The sequence below is a fragment of the Devosia insulae DS-56 genome (assembly GCF_000970465.2).
Classification (GTDB): Bacteria; Pseudomonadota; Alphaproteobacteria; order Rhizobiales; family Devosiaceae; genus Devosia_A; species Devosia_A insulae.
The window spans coordinates 51,703-72,916 of the sequence record NZ_LAJE02000072.1 but is presented as its reverse complement, the minus strand read 5'-3'; the positions used below and the strand labels follow the sequence as shown (position 1 = coordinate 72,916).

The 21,214-nt window shown below is 64.7% G+C and carries 21 protein-coding genes and 1 pseudogene; 5 read left to right on the top strand and 17 right to left on the bottom strand.

What is annotated here, in order from left to right:
• The 5 genes and pseudogenes from VW23_RS04740 to VW23_RS04725 all read right to left on the bottom strand — a co-directional run.
• Positions 1–534: PilZ domain-containing protein (locus VW23_RS04740; RefSeq protein WP_069908432.1), on the bottom strand; the 534-nt coding region annotated here is incomplete at its 3' end.
• Positions 535–983: 449 nt separating this feature from the next.
• Positions 984–2,252: pseudogene (locus VW23_RS04735) on the bottom strand (ATP-binding cassette domain-containing protein); the annotation flags it as partial.
• Between the two features lie 263 nt (positions 2,253–2,515).
• On the bottom strand, positions 2,516–2,689 hold the full coding sequence (locus tag VW23_RS28855) for a hypothetical protein (RefSeq protein WP_176730328.1): 174 nt from the start codon (positions 2,687–2,689) through the stop codon (positions 2,516–2,518).
• Between the two features lie 157 nt (positions 2,690–2,846).
• On the bottom strand, positions 2,847–3,173 hold the full coding sequence (locus tag VW23_RS04730; RefSeq protein ID WP_069908430.1) for a hypothetical protein: 327 nt from the start codon (positions 3,171–3,173) through the stop codon (positions 2,847–2,849).
• A gap of 100 nt (positions 3,174–3,273) precedes the next feature.
• Positions 3,274–3,675 (bottom strand): hypothetical protein, encoded by a 402-nt coding sequence (locus VW23_RS04725; RefSeq protein WP_069908429.1) that lies wholly within the window; start codon positions 3,673–3,675, stop codon positions 3,274–3,276.
• A gap of 394 nt (positions 3,676–4,069) precedes the next feature.
• On the opposite strand from VW23_RS04725, the gene parE reads away from it, so the two are divergent.
• The 4 genes from parE (at position 4,070) to VW23_RS04705 (ending at position 9,916) form a co-directional block, all read left to right on the top strand.
• Positions 4,070–6,103, top strand: coding sequence for a DNA topoisomerase IV subunit B (gene parE, locus VW23_RS04720; protein WP_069908428.1), 2,034 nt, complete (start codon positions 4,070–4,072; stop codon positions 6,101–6,103).
• 31 nt (positions 6,104–6,134) lie between these two features.
• Complete coding sequence (locus VW23_RS04715; protein ID WP_069908427.1) at positions 6,135–7,040, top strand: metallophosphoesterase; 906 nt, start codon at positions 6,135–6,137, stop codon at positions 7,038–7,040.
• Between the two features lie 224 nt (positions 7,041–7,264).
• Positions 7,265–8,731, top strand: coding sequence for a DEAD/DEAH box helicase (locus VW23_RS04710; RefSeq protein WP_069908426.1), 1,467 nt, complete (start codon positions 7,265–7,267; stop codon positions 8,729–8,731).
• A gap of 132 nt (positions 8,732–8,863) precedes the next feature.
• Positions 8,864–9,916: a GGDEF domain-containing protein gene (locus tag VW23_RS04705; RefSeq protein ID WP_176730327.1), complete on the top strand. Its 1,053-nt coding sequence runs from the start codon at positions 8,864–8,866 to the stop codon at positions 9,914–9,916.
• Between the two features lie 214 nt (positions 9,917–10,130).
• Here the strand turns inward: VW23_RS04705 and VW23_RS04700 are convergent, their stop codons facing one another.
• The 12 genes from VW23_RS04700 to VW23_RS04645 all read right to left on the bottom strand — a co-directional run bounded on the left by VW23_RS04700 (position 10,131) and on the right by VW23_RS04645 (position 20,230).
• Positions 10,131–11,408, bottom strand: coding sequence for a 3-phosphoshikimate 1-carboxyvinyltransferase (locus VW23_RS04700; RefSeq protein ID WP_069908424.1), 1,278 nt, complete (start codon positions 11,406–11,408; stop codon positions 10,131–10,133).
• A 216-nt stretch (positions 11,409–11,624) separates the two neighbouring features.
• Entirely contained in the window at positions 11,625–12,005 is a 381-nt protein-coding gene (locus VW23_RS04695) for a HesB/IscA family protein (protein ID WP_056000106.1), read from the bottom strand.
• Between the two features lie 113 nt (positions 12,006–12,118).
• The gene (locus tag VW23_RS04690; RefSeq protein WP_084645540.1) at positions 12,119–12,535 is read right to left on the bottom strand and encodes an SUF system Fe-S cluster assembly protein; all 417 of its coding nucleotides are present in this window, start codon (positions 12,533–12,535) and stop codon (positions 12,119–12,121) included.
• A gap of 30 nt (positions 12,536–12,565) precedes the next feature.
• On the bottom strand, positions 12,566–13,786 hold the full coding sequence (locus VW23_RS04685; protein ID WP_069908423.1) for a cysteine desulfurase: 1,221 nt from the start codon (positions 13,784–13,786) through the stop codon (positions 12,566–12,568).
• Complete coding sequence (sufD, locus tag VW23_RS04680) at positions 13,783–14,985, bottom strand: Fe-S cluster assembly protein SufD (protein WP_176730326.1); 1,203 nt, start codon at positions 14,983–14,985, stop codon at positions 13,783–13,785. Before sufD ends, VW23_RS04685 begins: the two co-directional genes overlap by 4 nt.
• 12 nt (positions 14,986–14,997) lie before the next feature.
• Positions 14,998–15,747: a Fe-S cluster assembly ATPase SufC gene (sufC, locus tag VW23_RS04675; protein ID WP_069908440.1), complete on the bottom strand. Its 750-nt coding sequence runs from the start codon at positions 15,745–15,747 to the stop codon at positions 14,998–15,000.
• Between the two features lie 8 nt (positions 15,748–15,755).
• Positions 15,756–16,265, bottom strand: coding sequence for a cupin domain-containing protein (locus VW23_RS04670; protein WP_069908421.1), 510 nt, complete (start codon positions 16,263–16,265; stop codon positions 15,756–15,758).
• The gene (locus VW23_RS04665; protein WP_069908420.1) at positions 16,262–16,759 is read right to left on the bottom strand and encodes a cupin domain-containing protein; all 498 of its coding nucleotides are present in this window, start codon (positions 16,757–16,759) and stop codon (positions 16,262–16,264) included. The genes VW23_RS04670 and VW23_RS04665 overlap by 4 nt, the downstream gene beginning before the upstream one ends.
• Entirely contained in the window at positions 16,756–17,058 is a 303-nt protein-coding gene (locus tag VW23_RS04660) for a hypothetical protein (protein WP_069908419.1), read from the bottom strand. Before VW23_RS04660 ends, VW23_RS04665 begins: the two co-directional genes overlap by 4 nt.
• Complete coding sequence (locus VW23_RS04655) at positions 17,051–17,566, bottom strand: cupin domain-containing protein (RefSeq protein ID WP_069908418.1); 516 nt, start codon at positions 17,564–17,566, stop codon at positions 17,051–17,053. The genes VW23_RS04660 and VW23_RS04655 overlap by 8 nt, the downstream gene beginning before the upstream one ends.
• Positions 17,566–19,065, bottom strand: coding sequence for a Fe-S cluster assembly protein SufB (gene sufB, locus VW23_RS04650; protein WP_069908417.1), 1,500 nt, complete (start codon positions 19,063–19,065; stop codon positions 17,566–17,568). Before sufB ends, VW23_RS04655 begins: the two co-directional genes overlap by 1 nt.
• A gap of 10 nt (positions 19,066–19,075) precedes the next feature.
• Positions 19,076–20,230: a cysteine desulfurase family protein gene (locus tag VW23_RS04645; protein WP_069908416.1), complete on the bottom strand. Its 1,155-nt coding sequence runs from the start codon at positions 20,228–20,230 to the stop codon at positions 19,076–19,078.
• A gap of 316 nt (positions 20,231–20,546) precedes the next feature.
• Here VW23_RS04645 and VW23_RS04640 point away from each other — a divergent pair, with 316 nt between their 5' ends.
• The gene (locus VW23_RS04640; RefSeq protein ID WP_055049272.1) at positions 20,547–21,209 is read left to right on the top strand and encodes an alpha/beta hydrolase; all 663 of its coding nucleotides are present in this window, start codon (positions 20,547–20,549) and stop codon (positions 21,207–21,209) included.
• Positions 21,210–21,214: the final 5 nt, after the last annotated feature.

The following is a 21,214-nucleotide window of genomic DNA, read 5'->3' as shown; positions in this document are numbered from 1 at the left end:
GCCCGGAACCGCGCCCACCCCGGCCAATGAGCCCAGCGGCGGCAGCACATCGGCCGACACGGCGACACCCGACTGCGACATGTCGATGATGAAGCAGTCGAAGCGCTGCCCGTCACCCAGCGTCAGAGTGGCGCGCGTCTCCCGCGGCAGCACCCGCTTGTGCGCCCGCCGATCGCTGACCGTCTTCAGCGTCCGGCGCTTCAGCCAGTCGATCCGGGCGCCCAACGCGGCGCGCTCCTGGTCGCTACAATCGAACGCCACGGCGAAGCCACCCTCGAGAATGCGGGTGATCCGACCGCGCAGGAGCCCCAACCCCTGCAACGTCATGGTCAACGCATCGCCGGGCGCCCCGCTGACCGGTGCGTTCACTACCGCCTCATGGGCCGAGACGCTGCGCGAGCGGCAGGCGAACACCTGCACGGCGCCCGGTGTCTGCGCGCGCGCCGCCAGCACGTAGCTGCCCATCACATCGCCGATGAAGCGAACATCCTTGCGGCTGCTCGCCTCGGCCTTGCCAGCGGGTCCGTTCTGCATCCTCTCAGCCATCACCGAACAATCTCGCACTATCGTACGCAAGATTGCCTATTCGGCCATGACTCAGACCTTACCGGCCAACCAACTGAACAGTATTTCTACGGGGCAACACGGGGCATTGAGCGATTTCTGCTCACTGCTGACGTTGCCGAACCATCGGTTAGGCAGTTTGTACTAAGTCAAACGATCTAGACTTGCTCGGTCTCCAGCATCATCTCCTCGAAGAAGGGCTCCGGCCCATCGACCTCCTTGAGTCGCTTGCCGCTGATCTCGAGGTAGCGCGTCCCGACATTCCGCACGAAACTGCGGTCGTGCGAGACCAGCACGGCCGTGGCTTCGTGAGCGAGGATCTCGCTCTCCAGCGCTTCGCGGCCCGGGATGTCGACGTGGTTGGTCGGCTCATCCATCAGGTAGAAGTTCGGCTCCGTCAGCCGCAGCGCCAGCAACCCCAGGCGCGCCCGCTGGCCGAAGGTCAACTGCCCGATCGGTCGCGATTGCTTTTCGATGACGAAGCCGGTCGTCGCGAGGAGGCTCCGCACCCGGGCGTCCGGCTGCTTGAACGTCACCGAGATGAAGCTCTCCGGCGTCTCCCTGACCGGCAGTTGCGACATGTCCTGGTCGGTATAGCCCAGCACCAGCGACGGCGTGACCTTTATGCCGGGCACGCTGTCCGGCTCCACCATGGCGCGGTGGATCAGCTTGACCAGTTGCGACTTGCCGGCGCCGTTCTTGCCCAGGAGGACCAAGCGATCGCCCTGGAAGATGTGGAGCTTGTCGATCTTGAACAGCCCCTGCCCTGACGGCGTGGTCACCGGCACGTTCTCGATCCCCACCAGGAGCTTCGCATGCGTGCCGCGATTGCTGAGCTTGATCTCGCCCGAGCGCTCCCGATGCGCCGGACGCGCGGCTTCCTCAATCTTGGCCGCCCGGTCCTTCAACTGCTTGGCCTTCCCCACCAGCAGGTCGCTGCCTGAGTTGATGCCGATATTGGTAAGCTTGGCCGCCTGCTTCCTGAGCTTCGTCGCCTCCTTGTGGTCACGCTCGTTCTGCGCCTCCTGCGAGGCATCCTCGCGCTCGATCTCCTTGCGTGCCGCCGAGTAACTGAGCGGCAGGTAGCGCGACGTGCCGGGCCTCAGGAACAGCGTCCGGTTGGTCACCGCATCGAGAAAGTCGCGATCATGGCTGGCGACGATCACCGGGATATTGCGGGCCTCGCGGCTCAGCCAGGTTTCGAGCCGGAAAAGCTTTGACAGGTCGAGGTGGTTGGTCGGCTCGTCCATCAGCAGCGCATCGGGATCGGTAACCCACACTCGCGCAATCAGCATCAGGCGCTGCCACCCGCCGCTCAGCGCCGAAACCAGCCGGTCGCGCAGCTCATAGGGCGTATCGAGCCCATCGAGCGCCACATCGGCCCGCCAGGCGTCGGTCTCGCGATCCGCCACCGGCAGGGCATCGAGCACGGCGTCGCGTAGCGTCAGCGGCAGCAGCGCTGCCGGCACGTCCTGCTCGACATAACCGATACGCAGCCCGCGCGAGCGGACCACTTCGCCGGCAGTGGGTTCCGCCAGCCCGGCAATGACCCGCAGCAGCGAGGTCTTGCCCAGCCCGTTGCCCGCAACGAGCCCGACCCGGTCGCCATCGGCGACGACGAGGCTCAGGTCGCGGAACAGCGGATCGGTGGCGGTGATGGAAAGGTTCTTGAGGCTGATCGAGCCCATTTTCGTCTCTCTGGAATTTTAGCGGTCCGTATGGGGACCGATGCCGTCAATGGCTCACGCGCTAAGCGGAGCCGGCTTGGGCAGACCAGAATGGTGTGAGACGACGAAAACGTCCGGACCCGTTCGGCCAGCCCTGCAACTAAAGCTGCAGGGCCGAAACAGGGCCGCGACTGCGGTGCTGGTCATGACGATAGCCCACGCGACCCTCCTTGGTTGGCATTGCGGACAAACCGCTCAATACCGCCGCGACGCCGGTTTGGCAATCACACCAGGTAGAACAGCGCGGCGATAGCGGCGAGGGTCAGCGGGCGGGGCAAAGCAAGATGGGCAAGCCGGTACGCAAAACTATCAAATCCGGCCTGCTGCCATCCGCTGTCGCGTGGCGCCCTCAAAGCCGTCTCAAGGTACGCGAGACCGCTCTTGGCTTGGGCGCGCATACGGCTACTCCGAACAAAAACCGTATGTGAAATTCATACCCGCGAGCGCTTAAGAAAGTGCTTCCGAGAAGCAAACGAAGTCTGAATCAAGTGCTCCAAAACAATGCGTCCGGCCCTCTGTACGGAACCGGACGCATTGGATTCATTGGCGATTTCCTCAGCTGCGGCGCAACCGTTCACGATTGAGGATCGCCCCGGTGCAGGTGGAGACGCGGAGCAGATAGACCCAGTTGCCGCGTGTCGCCCGCACCTGGATGCGCCGATCGTTCCGCACGTTGAGGAAGATATTGGTGTAGCCCTGCTGGCGCACGGCGGTGCGGATCTGCCGGTCGGTCAGTTCGATGCAGATCAGCGGCCGTCGAAAGCCGAAGCCGTCGGTACCAAAGCCGAACTGGAACTGCATGCTCTGCGCCTGCACGGGGAGTGCCGAAGCGCCGAGCGCCAGCCCGAGCACGGCGGCGCGGATGAGCGTAGTAGCTTTCATGTCGTTCTCCTTTGCAAATCACCAAACAAAAAATCCCGGCCCTGAGGGGCCGGGATCTGGCGGGAGCGCGAGGGAGGAACCGGCTCCCGCCGGAACTTGATCAGAAGCGGAACTGAAACTGGAAGCCCGGGGAGTACGGGCGCCGCAGCCGCTCGATATCCGACACGCGGCCGGTGCAGCGGTTGATGGTCATGGCGTAGGTACGACGGCCATAATCGGCCACCACCTTCACCCGGATGCCACGACGGTCGACGAAGCGGATATCGTCAAAGCCGGCGCGGCGCAGGCCGCGGCGGACTTCGTTGGTGGTTAGGCAGTCGCGCTTCATCCGGCGGCCATTGTCGAAGCCGTACGAGAAGCTGCTGCCACCACCCTGGATACCGAAGTCGAAGTTGAACGACTGCGCCTGGACCGGCATGGCAGTGAACGCTGCCGCACCCAGCGTCACCGCAACGATCGCGGCACGGCCGGACTTCATCACGGACGAAAGGATTGAGGTCATGATAGTCTCCTTCAAGGTCTACTGGTGCCAGGTCCACTAGCGTGCCACGACCCTAAAGGTTGCATTCTTAACCAATGCGATATCGCCCGTTCATCCACCGTTCATGTTGCAGGGCAACGTGCCGGGGAATTCCGAGTGAGATCAGGCGCAGTCGATGTGAGATTGCCGAACGCCCAGCCCGGACACTGCCTACTGGCCCCAGCTGGGCGCTCCGCAATCTCGAGCGGTGGAATAAGGCCCCGCCGTTGAATGCTCGCGGAACCGTGCATTCACATGCCGTTCACGACCGGTTGACAGCTCGAGCGCCGGGCCCTACCTCCCGCTTAACCCACCCAAAGCAGCAAGTATGCTAGAGCTTGTGAGGCGCCCGATTCGCGCCTCGGACGGAGATTTCATGGCGGCGATCGAAGACCTTTTCGGCCCTGATGGTGAGGACGCTGCGCCGCAGCGTACGCCTGCTACTCCCACGCCGAAAACGCCGGCTGCCAGCCCTCCCCCGAGCGTCGCCCACGCCGCCTCCTATTCGGCTGCCGATATCGAGGTGCTCGAAGGCCTCGAGCCGGTGCGCCGCCGCCCCGGCATGTATATCGGCGGCACCGACGCCAACGCGCTGCACCATCTGTTCGCCGAAGTCATCGACAACTCGATGGACGAGGCGATCGCCGGCCACGCCAGCCGCATCGAGGTGCATTTCGGTGAGGACGGGTTCCTGACCGTCACCGATAACGGCCGTGGCATCCCGGTCGAGAACCACCCGAAATTCCCTGGCGTCTCGACGCTTGAGATCGTCATGACGCGCCTGCATGCCGGCGGCAAGTTTGACGGCAAGGCTTACGAGACCTCGGGCGGCCTGCACGGCGTCGGCGTCTCGGTGGTCAACGCGCTGTCGGATTCCCTGATTACCGAAGTCGCCCGCGACCAGATGCTGTATCGCATCGCGTTCTCGCGCGGCAAACCGCTCGGCGCCGTCGAGACGGTGGGCAAGGTGCAGAACCGCCGCGGCACCACGCAGCGCTTCCACCCCGATCCGGAAATCTTCGGCGAGCACAAGTTCTCTGCCGCCCGCCTGTTCAAGATGACCCGCTCGAAGGCCTACCTGTTCGGTGGCGTCGAGATCCGCTGGACCTGCGACGAGAGCCTCGCCAGCGCCGACGTGCCGGCCAAGGCCACCTTCCACTTTCCAGGCGGCCTGCGCGACTTCCTCGGCAACCGCATCGAAGGCGAGCCGCGCATCACCGAGGACATCTTCTCGGGCACGATCGGCAAGCCCGGCACGCACGGGGCGGTCGAATGGGCGGTGGCCTGGTGCCTTGGCGACGGCTTCGTCAACTCCTATTGCAACACCGTGCCGACCGGCGACGGCGGCACGCATGAACAGGGCCTGCGCGTCGCCCTGCTCCGTGGTCTGCGCAACTATGCCGAACTAAGCGGCAACAAGCGCGCCGCGCAACTGACCGCCGAGGACGTGCTGGTGCAGTGCTCGGCCATGCTCTCGGTGTTCGTGCGCGAGCCGGAATTCGTCGGCCAGACCAAGGACAAGCTGAGCTCGCCCGAGGCCACCCGTATCGTCGACGCGGCGCTGCGCGACCCCTTCGACCACTGGCTCGCCACGTCCCCCAACCAGGCATCCAAGCTCCTCGACTGGGCCATCGAGCGCGCTGAAGAGCGGCTGCGCCGCAAGAAGGAGAAGGAGGTCGACCGCCAGTCGGCGACCCGAAAACTCCGCCTGCCCGGCAAGCTCGCCGACTGCACGCAATCGGCCGCCCAGGGCGCCGAAATCTTCATCGTCGAAGGCGACTCGGCCGGTGGCAGCGCCAAGCAGGCGCGCGACCGCAAGAGCCAGGCTATCCTGCCGCTGCGCGGCAAGATCCTCAACGTCGCCGGCGCCACCCGCGACAAGGTGCAGGCCAGCCAGGCCATTGCCGACCTGACCCAGGCACTCGGTTGCGGCACCCGCGACCGCTATCGCGAAGATGAGCTGCGCTACGACAAGGTCATCCTGATGACCGACGCCGATGTCGACGGCGCCCACATCGCGTCGCTGCTGATGACCTTCTTCTTCCAGGAAATGCCCAAGCTCATCGAGGGCGGCCACCTCTATCTGGCCATGCCGCCGCTGTTCCGCATCAGCGCCGGCCCCAAGGTCGCCTACGCCATGAACGACGCGCACCGCGACCAGCTGCTGGCAGACGAGTTCAAGGGCAAGAAGCCGGATATCACGCGCTTCAAGGGCCTCGGCGAGATGCCCTACGTGCACCTGCGCGAAACGACGATGGACAAGAAGTCCCGCACCCTGCTGCAGGTCCGCATTCGCGACGACTTCGAGGAGACGCGGCTCTCGGTCGACCGCCTGATGGGCAACCGCCCGGAAGCCCGCTTCGACTTCATCCAGGAAAATGCCGCATTCGTCACCGATCTGGATATCTAGGGACGAGCGTCCCTGAGGGTCAGGGGCGAAGATGATCACCAGGCGTGGGGTGCTGAAGCTTTTCGGCGTGGGGGTGCTTGGGCTGATCGCCACGGCTGCCTACCCCTTCATCGAGGCCCTCGCCCGCCCCCGCGTCACCACCTACGCCCTTACGCCTCGCGGCTGGCCCATCGGCCTGAAACTCCGGGCCGCGGTCATTGCCGACCTCCATGCCTGCGAGCCCTGGATGGACCTGAGCCGCATCGAGGAGCTATGCGCGCAAACGCAGGGATTGGGCGCCGACGTGATCCTGCTGCTCGGAGATTATGTCAGCGGCATGCGGCTGCGCACCGGTCAGGTCGCCAATATCGAGTGGGCCAGCGCGCTCGGCAAACTCACTGCGCCGCTCGGTGTGCATGCCGTTCTCGGCAACCACGATTACTGGGAGGACCGCGCCTTCCAGCTCGACCACGCGACGACACCGCTGGCCCGAACGGCGTTGCGCGACGCCGGTATCGCCACCTACGTCAACGAGGTCATCCGCCTCGAAAAGGACGGCCATCCGTTCTGGCTAGCCGGTCTCGGCGACCAGATGGGTATCCTGCCCGGCGGCCAGCATGACGGCCGGCACACCTGGGGGCTCGACGACCTCGACGGGACACTCGCGCAGATTCCAGAGGGCGAGCCCACCCTGCTCCTCGCCCACGAGCCCGACATCTTCCGCAAAGTGCCCGACCGCGTCAGCCTGACGCTCTCGGGCCACACCCATGGTGGCCAGATCTCGCTCTTGGGCTGGCGCCCCTGGGCGGCATCGCTCGGCTCGCGCCGCTTCCCCGCCGGCCACTACAACGTCGAGGGATGCGAGCTCATTGTCTCGCGCGGCCTTGGTTGCTCCGTCATCCCGGTGCGCATCGGCAACTGGCCGGAAATCGTCTTGCTCGATCTCGGTACGGCCTGACGGAACTCAATTAATCACCCGCCCGCGAACCCCGTTGACTCGCAAGGGGTTTCCACTATGTTCCGGGCGCGTCGCGCGCAGCCCCGGACAGGGCGGAGTCCGGATCGGTTGCTGCAAGGCGAAGCCTGATTATCCGGCTTGTACTTTGCGACCTGTTCGTCGACCCGCACCTCCTCAAGTAGCTGCCCGTCGACCTGCCTTCCCTACTTGAGCGGACCACTGATTTGGCAAATGACTTTTCTGGGTTGGGCCTTAGCGCCAAGGTGATCGATGCGGTTGCCGCATCCGGCTACACCAAGCCCACCGACATCCAGGCGCAGGCGATCCCGCATGTCCTGCAGAAGCGGGACATTATCGGCATCGCGCAGACCGGCACCGGCAAGACCGCGTCGTTTGTGCTGCCCATGCTGACGCTGCTCGAAACCGGCCGGGCGCGCGCCCGCATGCCGCGCACGCTGATCCTCGAACCGACGCGCGAACTCGCGGCGCAGGTGCACGAGAACTTCGAAAAGTACGGCAAGAACCACAAGCTCAGCGTCGCGCTGCTGATCGGCGGCGTCAGCTTCGAAGACCAGAACCGGGTGCTCGATCGTGGCGCCGATGTGCTGATCGCTACCCCGGGCCGCATGCTCGACCAGTTCGAGCGCGGCCGTATCCTGCTCACCGGCGTCGACATCCTCGTCATCGACGAGGCTGATCGCATGCTCGACATGGGGTTCATCCCCGATATCGAGCGCATCTGCGGCCTGCTGCCGCCACGCCGGCAGACCTTGTTCTTCTCGGCCACCATGCCGCCGGAAATCCAGCGCTTGACCAGCCGCTTCCTGCGCGACCCGATCAAGCTCGAGGTCGCCCGCCAGAACTCGACCGCCGAGACCATCGAGCAGCGGATCGTTCGCGTCTCCGGCAAGCCGGAGGAAAAGCGCGACGCGCTGCGCCGCCTGATCCGCGGCGAAGAGAACCTCAAGAACGCGATCATCTTCTGCAATCGCAAGCGCGATGTGGCCACCCTCGCCCGCTCGCTGGAGCGTCATGGCTTTTCGGCCGCTGGGCTGCATGGCGACATGGACCAGAAGAGCCGCATGGAAACGCTCGACAGCTTCAAGACCGACAAGCTGCAGCTGCTGATCGCCAGCGATGTGGCCGCCCGCGGCCTCGACATCCCGGCGGTGAGCCACGTGTTCAACTTCGACGTGCCGACCCACGCCGAGGACTATGTGCACCGCATCGGCCGCACCGGCCGTGCCGGTCGCTCCGGCGTCGCCATCACGCTCGCCACCCCCTCCGACGGCAAGTATGTCGATGCCATCATCAAGCTGATCGCCAAGGATATTCCCGAGGTAAAGCTGGGCGGCGGTTCGGTCGAGCGTTCCGAGGCGACGCGCACCGAGGAACGCAGCGAAGTTCGTTCGCTGCGTGATGGTAGCGGTCGCCGCGGTGGCCGCGGATCGCGCGAAAACGCAACGCCGGTCGAAGCTGCTGCGGTGCAGGAAACCCAGCAGCCGCGCGAGGAACGGAGCGAGCGGCCTCGCCGCTCCGCTCGCAACGATGCGCCTCGCAACGACAACAATCGCAGCAATGGTGGCGAAAAACCTGCCCGCGAACCGCGTCCCCAGCATGTCGAAGGCATCGTCGCCGATTCGCCTTTCGGTTCTGACGGTCCGATCCCGGCCTTCCTGCTGCGCAAGTAGCCGCGATCTACAGAATTCCCACGGCGGTCCTAGTAGAATTGCTAACAGATCGCCGTGTTTTTACGCGTCGTTAATGCCGAACAACTGACAATGCCGGCCGAACGACCGGCAGGAGCCGGGCTTGGGGGAACGGTGTCAGAACAGGAATTCAGACGCGCCCTCGGTTATGCCAATTCGGCGCTGGACCTGCTGAAGCGGGCCACGATTCCTCCGTACCCCCAGTTCTACGAACTGCTCTACACCTACGCTACCGGCATCAACCCGGCGCTGAACGCCCGCGTCAACGCGATCTTCCGCGACGGGCATCCGACTGCCGATATCGCCGAGCGCCTCTACAACGAGTTCCTCCGCGCCCAGGACGCCAACGAGCGCATCTCCGGCGTGTCGCAGCGGATGTCGAACCGCATCGTCGCCATTCACGATGCCATCGACACCGCCATGACCACCGCCAGCGCCTATTCGGCCTCGCTGCAGGTTGCGAGCGGCGATCTCGGTTCGGACGAGCTGGATGCCACCAGACTGCGGGTGCTGGCCGATGCGCTGCTGGCAGAAACCCGCCGCATGCAGGATGCCAATCACCAACTCGAGATGAATCTCGCGGCCTCGCGCGACGATATCGAAGCACTGCAGCGCGACCTCGACGATGTCCGGCGCGAAGCGCTGCTCGATCCGCTCACCAAGGTCTACAACCGCAAGGCCTTCGACGATGGGCTGCTGCGCGCCGTGAGCCGGGCCGAAGAGCACGGCGACCATATGTGCCTGATGCTGATCGATATCGATCACTTCAAACGCTTCAACGACACCTGGGGCCACCAGACCGGCGACCAGGTGCTGCGCCTTGTCGCCATGACATTGAAATCCAACATCAAGGGCCGCGATATCGCCGCCCGCTATGGCGGTGAGGAATTCGCCGCTGTGCTGCCCGATACCGACCTCGAGGGCGCGGTGATCCTCGCCGACAACATCCGCAAGGCGATCCAGGCCAAGGAACTGCTGAAGCGCTCGACCAACGAGAAGCTCGGCCGCGTCACTGCCTCGTTCGGTGTCGCCATGTACCGCGCCGGCGATACACCCTCGACCCTGATCGAACGCGCCGACCGCTGCCTCTATGCCGCCAAGCACCGCGGCCGCAACATGGTGGTCGGCGAGACTGAGCTGGGCGACGAGGATATTGTCGCGGCTTAGGCCTCGCTCGTCGCTCCGCTCCGATCGCGCATCGTTCCGATGCGATACCCCTCATCCGCCCTTCGGGCACCTTCTCCCTCAAGGGGAGAAGGACACCCCCTCAAGCATCTCAGTCGGGACTTCCTTCTCCCCTTGAGGGAGAAGGTGGCGCGAAGCGCCGGATGAGGGGTGCCGCAACCGAAGGTTGCGCGATCCGAGCAACGCGAGGAGCGACCTAGACCGTCTCCACCCCCAACGACCGCAGCGCGTCCCAATAGCCGGGATAGGTCTTCCCGACGCAGTCCGGATCGAGGATCGCAATCCCGCCGATTTTCAGCGCCGCCAGCGCAAAGCTCATGGCGATGCGGTGGTCGTCATAGGTCTCGATGCTGGTCCGAGCGTTGCGGTGCTTGAGCTCAATGAGCCGCGGATCGGACGCGACCACCAGATCGTCGCCCTCCTCATGCGCGAGGCCAGGCCGGATGCGGTTGAGCTCGGTGGAGAGCGCCGAGATCCGATCGCATTCCTTGACCCGGAGATTGGCAATACCGACAAAGCGCACCGGTGTCTCGTTGAACGCCGCCAGCACCGCCAGCGTCGGCACGGCATCCTGCATCTGCGAGCCATCGATTACCGCTGGCATGCGCGGGAACATCCGGATCAGCTTGGCCGCCTCGGCATCGGGCTGGGTGAAGGCCTCCATCGGTACGCCCAGGTCGATGCTGCCGCCGGTCAGCGCTTCCGCCGCCCACAGGTAAGTCGCCGCCGACGCGTCAGGCTCGATATGGAAGTCGGTCGCCTGATAGCCGGTGGGCTGTACCTGCCAGGTCATCTCGTCGAGCTGCTCGACGCTGGCGCCGAAGGCCCGCATCGCGGCGAGCGTCAGGTTGACGTAGCCGCGGGCATCGAGGTCCTTGCCGGTGAGCGCCACCTCGATCGGGCCCTCGCCGAACGGCGCCGCCATCAGCAGCGCCGAGACATACTGGCTCGAGAGACCGCCATCGATCTCGACCCGGCCGCTGCCGAACGAACCGGTGCCGTTGATCAGCACCGGCGGACAGCCGGTCTCGCTGGTCGCATCGATGCCGAGCGAGCGCAGTGCCACCAACAGCGGTTCGATCGGGCGCTTGCGCATCGCCTCGTCGCCATCCACCACCACCCTGCCCTCGACCAGCGACACGGCGGCCGTCAGGAACCGTGTGGCGGTGCCGGCATTGCCCAGCACCAGCGGTTCGGTCGGCGCCTTCAATGCGCCGTCGCTGGTGACGACGAAGCTCGTCGCATCCGGTTCCTCGACGCTGACGCCCATCTGGATCAGCGCCTTGGCCATCAGCGCCGTGTCCTTGCTCTTCAGCGCTCCGGAGAGCCGGCTCGTGCCCTTGGCCAGCGCCGCCAGCAGCAGCGCGCGATTGGTGATCGATTTCGAGCCGGGAGGCGTGACCCGGCCGACCAGCGGATGATCAGGCGGAATGATCGTCAAAGCCTCGAGCTTTGAGGAAGCGGCAGCGGTCAATGGAAAACTCCGTCAGGCAGCGGCGCGACGGCCGCACTCACTCCGGCAGGGCCGGACACATCGATCGGTCGACTGGCCCGGAGCGTCGCCGGGGTGAGGTTGAAGCAAGCCCGATGGGTGTAACGGAAGTCGTCGTACAGTTCCAGCCCCGGAGCAACACCGGGGCGCACCAGTCGCGCCACCCTGTCTGCTTTGCCAGCTTGATCGACGACAGATTCAGGCGTGCGCTCGGGCCTCGGCCAGCGCCTTGAGGTCGGCCGGCTTCAGCTGCACGCTCTCGCCGCAGCCGCATTCGCCGGTCTGGTTCGGGTTCTTGAAGGTGAAGCCGGATTTGAGGATGTCTTCCTCGAAATCCATCACCGTGCCGAGCAGGAACAAAGTGGCCTTGGGCTCCACATAGACGTGGACGCCCTTTTCCTCGATGTGGTCGTCGCCCTTCACCGGCTCACCAACATAGGCGAGCGTGTAGGACTGGCCGGCGCAGCCGGCATCCTTGATGCCGACGCGTACGCCCACCACGGGTGTGGCGCTATCCTCGATGATCTCGTTGATGCGCTCGACGGCGGCATCGGTGAGGCTCATGATCTTCAAAGGCATCGGCTGCGGACCTTCATCGTAACAAGACGATATATAGCATCGGAGCGTGAGCAGGAAAAGTCGCTAGCGCATTTCCGGTTCGCGAGCGCGACAAACAAGAACGCCGCTGGAACTTACCACCAGTTCAGCGCCACCTGAGCTTCCTCGCTCATGCGCGAAGCGTCCCATGGCGGATCGTAGACCATGTTGACGGTGACGTCCTGGATGCCCTCGACGTTGCGCGCCGCGTTCTCCACCCAGCCCGGCATTTCGCCGGCCACCGGGCAACCTGGCGCGGTGAGCGTCATGTCGATGGTGAGGTTGCGGTCGTCATCGAGGTCGACCTTGTAGATCAGCCCGAGCTCGTAAATATCGACCGGGATCTCCGGATCGTAGACGGTCTTCAGCGCCCCGATGAGGTCTTTGGTGATCCGCTCCACGTCGTCGGCGGGAATCGCCGCGCCGACATTGGGGGTGATGCGAGGCGCATCGCCGGCATTCGGCTCGGTGGCCTCGACCTCGGGGGCAATCTCGTTGATCTCGTCAGACATGTTACTTCCTTAGACGAAACGGCTTCGCGCCTACGCGAAGAAGCTCCGCGCCTTTTCAATGCCCTCGACCAGGGCGTCGATATCGTCCTTGCCGGTATATAGGCCGAAGGAGGCCCGGCAGGTAGAGGTGACGCCGAACCTTTGTAACAGCGGCATGGCGCAGTGCGTGCCGGCACGCACGGCGATGCCGTAGCGGTCGAGGATGGTCGAGACGTCGTGCGCATGCGCGCCTTTCACCTCGAACGAGAAGATGCCGCCCTTGCCCGGCGCGGTGCCGATCAGCCGCAGCGAATTGATCCGCCCCAGCCGCTCCATCGCGTAACCAGTGAGTTCCGCTTCGTGCGCCTGCGCCGCCTCGCGCCCGATGCCCTCGACATAGTCGATGGCGGCGCCGAGCCCGATCGCCTGGACGATCGGCGGCGTGCCGGCTTCGAAGCGGTGTGGCGGCTCGTTGTAGGTGACGGTGTCGCGGGTGACGGTATCGATCATCTCTCCGCCGCCCTGGTAGGGCTGCATGTCGGCGAGCAGGTCGTAGCGCCCGTACAGCACGCCGATACCGGTCGGGCCATAGAGCTTGTGGCCGGTAAAGACGTAGAAATCGACGCCCAGGTCCTGCACGTCGACCTTGAGGTGTACGGCGCCCTGGCTGCCGTCGACCAGCACCGGGATCTTTCGCGCGTGGGCGATCTCGACGATCTGTTTGATCGGCGTCACCGTGCCCAGCACGTTGGACATGTGGGTGATCGCCACCATCCGCGTCCTCGACGTCAAAGCCGCTTCAAACGCGTCGATGTCGAAGCTGCCGTCGTCGCGCACATCGACCCAGTTCAGCACCGCGCCCTTGCGTTCGCGGTGGAAGTGCCACGGCACGACGTTCGAGTGGTGCTCCATGATCGACAGCACGATCTCGTCGCCCTCCCCGATCCGCGGCCCGAGGAACGATGCCGCGACGAGGTTGATCGCCTCGGTGGCCGAGCGGGTGAAGATGATCTCTTCCGGACGGCCAGCATTGAGGAACCGCCGGGTCGCCTCGCGCCCGCCCTCATAGGCTTCGGTCGCCCGGTTGGCGAGTGTGTGGAGGCCGCGGTGGACGTTGGCATAGGCATGCCGATGCGCCCAATCCATCCGGTCGAGCACCTGGTTCGGCTTCTGGGCCGAGGCGCCGCTATCGAGATAGACCAGCCGGTTTCCATGGATCTTCTCTTCGAGGATCGGGAAATCGGCGCGGATCTTGGCGAGATCGAAACTCATTTGCCCGCCAGCCAGCCCTCGATGACCGCCGTCAGGGCTTCGTTCAAAGCCTCGTCCTCGATCGGATCCACCAGCTCGGCGAGGAAGGCTCGCACCAGCATGGTCTCGGCATCAGCTTTCGCGATGCCGCGACTCGTCAGATAGAACAGCGAGTCTTCATCGAGCTGGCCGCAGGTCGAGCCGTGGCCGCAGACCACGTCGTCGGCATAGATCTCGAGCTCGGGCTTGCAGAGGATTTCTGCTTCGTCCGAGAGCATCAGCCCCTGGCTCATCAGCTTGGCGTCGGTCTTCTGCGCATCACGCGCCACCACCAGCCGGCCCTGCACCACCGCCTTTGACCGCCCACGGGCAATCGACTTGAACAGCGGCTTCGACGAAGTGTGCGGCACGGCGTGCAGCGCATCCATGGTGATATCGGCGTGCTGCCCCTCGGAGACGAGGTTCAGCCCGGTGATGTCGGCATGGGCGCCGGCGCCTTCGTAGCGTGGGAACAGTTGCGTCCGGCTCAGCGCCGCGCCGGCGTTGATGATCAACGTCCTGAGCTGTGCGCCCTCGGCAAGATGGTACTCGTTCGAGGCGAAATGCGTCGCCTTGGCCGCAGCCAGGTTGACGGTGATGTGGGTCACCTTCGCGTTCTTGCCGAGCGCCAGGTAGGTCGCGTGGTTGCCCAGATGCGCTTGCTCGCTGCCCGCATAGGTCTCGACGATCACCGCGCTGCTGTCGTCGGCGACGAAGATTTTTGCCGCGCTGGTCGAGTGGCCGGCGGCGCCTTCGGTCCGGCGATCGATCTGGATCACCGGATCGACCGAGCCGTCGAGGTCGAGCGTCAGGCATTCCTTGGTCAGCGCCATGTTGAGACGCGTAACCACATCATCACGCGTCGACAGCACGCCGCCTGCCGCCTTGCCGACGATGACGCCGGCCGGCGCCGTGCCAGTCTCCTGCACTACGCCATTGGCGATCATCAACTGGTAGGCGCCGGCGACACGCAGCGCCGGGACGCTCGCTTCGGTGGCGGCAGCAGCCAGTTCCGGCACCGTCCGCAGCAGCTGCTTCAGGTCGGTGTAGTGATAGGCCTCGACGCGCCGCGTCGGCAGCCCGGCGCCGCTGAGGCGCTCGGCTTCCGCCACCGCACCGGCGGCCGTCAGCTGGTCGATGAGCTTCAGTTCAGCCGGCCCAAGCCGGACGGGGACATGCATGGTCATTGGTCCTTACGCCGCCGCTTCGTCGAAGCCGGCATAGCCCTTGGCTTCCAGTTCCAGCGCCAGCTCCTTGCCACCACTCTCGACCACGCGGCCATCCGAGAACACGTGCACGACATCGGGCACGATGTGGTTCAAGAGCCGCTGGTAGTGGGTGATCACCAGCATCGAGCGGTCGGGGCTGCGTAGCGCGTTGACGCCCTCCGACACCACCTTCAGCGCATCGATATCAAGGCCGGAATCGGTCTCGTCGAGGATGCACATCTTGGGCTTCAGCAGCGCCATCTGCAGGATCTCGGCGCGCTTCTTCTCGCCGCCCGAGAAGCCAACGTTCAGCGCGCGCTTCAGCATGTCGCTGTCGATATGCAGCGCCTTGCCGGCTTCCTTGACTGCCTTCATGAAGTCCGGCGTCGACATCTCGGCCTCGCCATTGGCCTTGCGCTTGGCGTTCAGCGCTGCCTTGAGGAAGGTCATGGTGGCAACACCCGGGATTTCGATCGGGTACTGGAAGGCGAGGAACAGCCCGGCCGTGGCCCGCTCCGACGGCTCCAGCTCGAGGATGTTGACGCCGTCGAGCAGCACTTCGCCGCCGGTGACCTCATAGTCCTCCTTGCCGGCCAGCACATAGCTCAGCGTCGATTTGCCCGAACCGTTGCGACCCATGATCGCGTGCACTTCGCCCTTGGGGACGACAAGGTTCACGCCTTTGAGGATTTCGCGTTCCTCGATGCGCACGGTGAGGTCGCGGATTTCGAGCATGGGGGTGGTCATTTCACTTCTCCGATATTCTCGCCGTCCCAGTAGTCGAGGCTCGCTGCCTCGCGCGCGATGTGCCGAAGCGACGATTTGTCGGTCGGGTTACCGCTGGTCCGGGAAAAGACGCCAAACTTGTTCGAGTCCGGGTACTCGCACACTTCGGTCGCGGCCATCGTCGAGATGCCGAAATACCGAAGCACGCCAGTGCCGGTGTTGATGATCTGGTGGGCGGTCGAGCGGTCGCCCGCTGGGGCGCCCAGCACGTCGCCGGCCTTGATGGCATGGCTGTCCGCGCCGAAGCGGTAGGTGCCCTCGCCTTCGAGCACGATGAACAGCTCGTCCTCGACATGATGATTGTGGAACGGGCAGCTCGACTTGCCTGCCGGCACCTCGTTGTAGCTGATGCCGAGGTTACGCAGCCCCAGCAGCCGGCCGAACGAGGCGTCCGACGACTGGTAGTTCGTGCCCTGCGTCCAGCTTTCGAGCGCCAGTTCCGCGATGTTGAGGAGAGGCTTGTTCACTTGTCCGCTCCAGTGTCTTCGCCGTCCCAGTAGCCCATCGGCGTCAGCTTGCCGCCCGCGCCAAAGGTGGCGTTCTCGCGGTGGTGACCGACGGCGCCGACATCGACCCGAATCCGGCCGCTGTCGAGATACTCGACGACGTCGGCATTGGTGTTGTTGGAGAACGCGACGTAGCGCAGCTCTTCGGTGCCGGTATTGATGATCTGGTGCCCCTCGGCGCCGGCAGGGGCTGACAGGCAATCACCCGCCCGGAACGGCAACCGGTCCTCGCCGTAGCGATAGGTGCCCGAACCCGACAGCACGAGGAACATCTCATCGGAGGTGTGGTGGCGGTGGAACGGCGTGGCGGTCTTTCCCGGCTGCACCACGTGCAGCGCTGCGCCGAGCCCGAAGAGGCCAAGCAACACCCCGAACTCGCCGGTTGCCGCGGCGAACCGCGTCCCTTCCGACGACTGATCGAGTGGCACCTCGTCGAGGTTGAGGATCACCTTCACGGGGTGCCCTCCTCATTCGACACGCGGCCTGACCGGTAGTCTTCAACCGTGTGCTGCGTGTCGCCCCTGCGACCTGCGAGGCTGATGAACAGGCCCATGCCCGAGGCAGCCAGCACCACGAAGATTGCAATGCCCAGCAGCGGCGAGCCCGTAAGCGCGAGGCCGAGGAAACCGAGGCCGCCGATCGCCATGCTGGCGACGAACGCCCATGCGACCAGCCAGCCCTCGCGGCTGACCGGGCCCATCGCATTGCGCGGATGTCCGACCGGGAAACGCCGGGCGAACCAGTACTTAGCCACCGTTCCCACCCTCCGTGTCTTCGCCGTCCCAGTAACCGAACGGCGTCAGCTTGCCGGCGGTGCTGAAGATCGACATCGGCTCCTTGTCGTTGCCATGCGCGATATCGACGGCGATCCGGCCGCTGTCGGGATATTCGGTCACATCGGCCCGGCCATGGTTGGCGAAGGCGATGTAGCGGAGTTCCGCTTCGCTGCTGTTGATGATCTGGTGCGCTTCGCCACCGGCCGGAGCGCCGATGCAATCGCCGGCCTTGATCGGCAGCCGCGCTTCACCCACCCGATAGGTGCCGGTGCCCGAGACGATGAAGAACAGCTCGTCATTGCCGTGGTGCCGGTGGTACGGCCAGGCAGTCTTGCCGGCCGGCACCACGTGCAGCGTCGCGCCGATCTGCTCGGTACCGATGGCCGCATCGATATCGTGGAGCCCCACCTCAAAGCGATTGCCCACCTTGAGCCATTTCAGCTCAAGCTCGGCAACGTTGACGATGTTGTGGGGTACCGTCGTCATCAGCCGACGCTGCCCTCGAGCGAGATCGAGATCAGCTTCTGCGTTTCGACCATGAACTCCATCGGCAGGTGCTGCAGCACGTCACGGACGAAACCGTTGACGATCAGCGCCACGGCTTCCTCTTCCGAGAGGCCGCGCTGCATGCAGTAAAACATCTGGTCGTCCGAGATCTTGCTGGTCGTCGCCTCGTGCTCGAACACGGCTGAGGCGTTGCGGCTCTCGATATAGGGCACGGTATGCGCACCGCACTTGTCGCCGATCAGCAGGCTGTCGCACTGGGTGAAGTTGCGAGCGCCCTTGGCCTTGGCATGCGCCGAGACCTGGCCGCGATAGGTGTTGTCCGAAAAACCCGCCGCGATGCCCTTGGAGATGATCCGCGAGGTGGTGTTCTTGCCCAGGTGCAGCATCTTGGTGCCGCTATCAACCTGCTGATAGCCGTTCGAAATGGCGATCGAGTAGAACTCGCCCGACGAGTTGTCGCCGCGCAGGATGCACGAGGGGTACTTCCAGGTGATCGCCGAGCCGGTCTCAACCTGCGTCCAGCTGATCTTGGAATTGTCGCCGCGGCAGTCGCCACGCTTGGTGACGAAATTGTAGACGCCGCCCTTGCCGTCCTTGTCGCCCGGGAACCAGTTCTGCACCGTCGAGTACTTGATCTCGGCGTCCTTGAGGGCGACGAGCTCGACCACCGCTGCATGCAGCTGATGCTCGGCGCGTGCCGGCGCCGTGCAGCCCTCGAGATAGGAGACATAGGCGCCTTCGTCGGCGATCAGCAGCGTGCGCTCGAACTGGCCGGTCTTGGCCTCGTTGATGCGGAAATAGGTCGAGAGCTCCATCGGGCAACGGACGCCCTTGGGGATGTAGCAGAACGACCCGTCAGTGAAGACCGCCGAGTTCAGCGTCGCATAGTAGTTGTCGGACACCGGAACAACCGAGCCGAGATACTGCTTCACCAGGTCGGGGTACTCACGGATGGCTTCCGAGATCGAGCAGAAGATGATGCCCATCTTCTCGAGCTCGGCCCGGAACGTCGTGCCCACCGAGACGGAATCGATCACCGCATCGACGGCAACCTTGGGCTGCTCGATGCCGGCGAGCAGTTCGCGCTCCTTCAGCGGCACGCCGAGCTTCTCGTACATTTCGAGCAGCGCCGGATCGATCTCGTCGAGGCTCTTGGGCCGGTTCGAGCTCTTGGGCGCCGCGTAATAGTACATGTCCTGGAAGTCGATCTTGGGGTAGTGCACCTTGGCCCAGGTCGGCTCGTCCATGGTCAGCCAGCGCTTGTACGCATCCAGCCGCCACTCCAGCATCCACTCCGGCTCGTCCTTCTTGGCCGAGATGAAACGGATCGTGTCTTCGTTCAGGCCCTTGGGAGCCTTGTCGACTTCGAGCTGAGTTTCGAACCCGTACTTGTATTTCTCGACATCGAGCGCGAGTACCTTCTCAACGGTATCGTTCTCGATCTCTTCCTTCAAAGTCGGGATGTCGTAACGGGCCATCGTCTTCTTCCTATGCTGCGACGCCGTGGCGAGCGCGATGACGCCCGACGACTTCGCTAAAACCCTTCAGATAAGCCTCGACGTCCTCGATTGAAGAGGACCAGCCGAAGCTCACACGCATTGCACACTCGCCGAGCTCTGCCGGCACACCCATGGCGGCGAGCACATGGCTCGGGCCAACCTTGCCCGACGAGCAGGCGGAACCCGACGAAACGGCAAGACCAAGCAGGTCCAGCCCCATCATCGCCACCGCATTCTTCAGCCCCGGCACCGCGAAGTTGCTGACGTTGCCGATCCGGTCGGCCTTCTCTCCGAAGACCACCAGGTCCGGGGCAATCACGCGCATGCCGTCTTCGGCCGTCCGTACCAGTTCGCTGACATTGGCTTGGTAGAACCGCTCGGCGAACACTTCTGCCGCGGCGCCAAACCCGGCGATTGCCGCCGCTGATTCCGTGCCACCGCGCCGCCCGCTCTCCTGGCCCCCACCGGGGATCAGTCGAACCTGGTCGGCGTGGCCTTTCATCAGCAGCGCGCCGATGCCGGCGGGACCGCCGATCTTGTGGCCACTGACCGCCATCATATCGGGTGCGCGCGAGGCAAATTCGAGCCCCACCTTGCCAAAGCCCTGCACCGCATCGACAAAAAGATAATGCGGGCTCGGGCCGACCAGCACTTCAATGCGATCGACCGGCTGGATCACCCCGGTCTCGTTGTTGACGAGGTGCACCGCCACCAGGAGCCGCATCCCCACGAGGTCCGCGGCGGCCAGCGCCGCCGCGATCTCCTCGAGCTTGATCACTCCATCGGCATCGAGGCCGACTTTCTTGATCGGCAGTCCGGTCGCTTCGGCCGCCCGGAGCACGGCGGCGTGTTCGCCTTCCGAAACGACGATGGCATCGACGTTGAGCGCCTTGGCGCCGCCGACAATCGCCTGGGTGATCGCTTCGGTGGCCGAGCCGGTGAACACCACCTGGTCGCGCTCAGCCCCGGCGAGCCGCGCCACCTGGGCCCGAGCCTTGTCGATCACCGCACGCAGCGCCCTACCCTCGGCATGCACCGACGAGGGGTTGCCGACGAGGTCGAGCGCCCCGATATGGGCAGCGCGGGCCTCCGGCAACAGCGGCGCCGACGCATTGTGATCGAGATAGATCGACTGTCGCGCCATAGATCCGAGGCCTGCCTCATCCGCTCCGAAAGGCCAGCCGCGACGCCAAGGCGCCGCACGTGCCTGAAACAAATCTTGAAATCGGGCGCTCACTTTCACTACAAGGAGCGCTCACCAGCAACCGGAAGCGGTTGGACCACCAACTGCCGCCTTCGAAAACCCAGTTTAGAATTATTCGAAACTGGAGTTTTCGGCCCATGTTTTAGGCAGCGGCGCAGCATTCGTCAAGCCGAGAGACCGGCCCGCGCGCGAGGCATGAGCCCAGCGCATAGAGGCTCGGCGGGGCCCCAGAAAGAACGGTCAAGGAAACGACCTAATGCCAGAAGTCATCTTCAACGGACCCGAAGGCCGCCTCGAGGGGCGCTACCAGCAGGGCAAGGACCCGAACGCTCCGATCGCGATCGTGCTTCATCCGCATCCGCAGTTCGGCGGCACGATGAACAACCAGATCGTCTACAACCTGTTCTACATGTTCGCCCAGCGCGGCTTCTCGGTGCTGCGCTTCAACTCGCGCGGCGTCGGCCGCAGCCAGGGCCTGTTCGATCACGGCATCGGCGAACTCTCCGACGCTGCCGCGGCGCTGGACTGGCTGCAGTCGCTCAACCGCGAGTCGCGCGGCTGCTGGATCGCCGGCTTCTCGTTCGGCGCCTGGATCGGCATGCAGCTCTTGATGCGTCGCCCCGAGGTCGAGGGCTTCATCTCGGTGAGCCCGCCGGAGAACCTCTACGACTTCTCCTTCCTCGCCCCCTGCCCGTCTTCGGGCCTGATCATCCATGGCGACAAGGACCGCGTTGCGCCGCCGCAATCGGTGCAGAAGCTGGTCGACAAGCTGAAGACCCAGAAGGGCATCACCATCGAGCAGCAGCAGGTCGAGGGCGCCAACCACTTCTACGAAGGCAAGATCGACGAACTCACCGAACGCTGCGCCGACTATCTTGACCGGCGCCGCGCGGAAATCGCGGCGGGCAAGGGGCGCTAGCCATA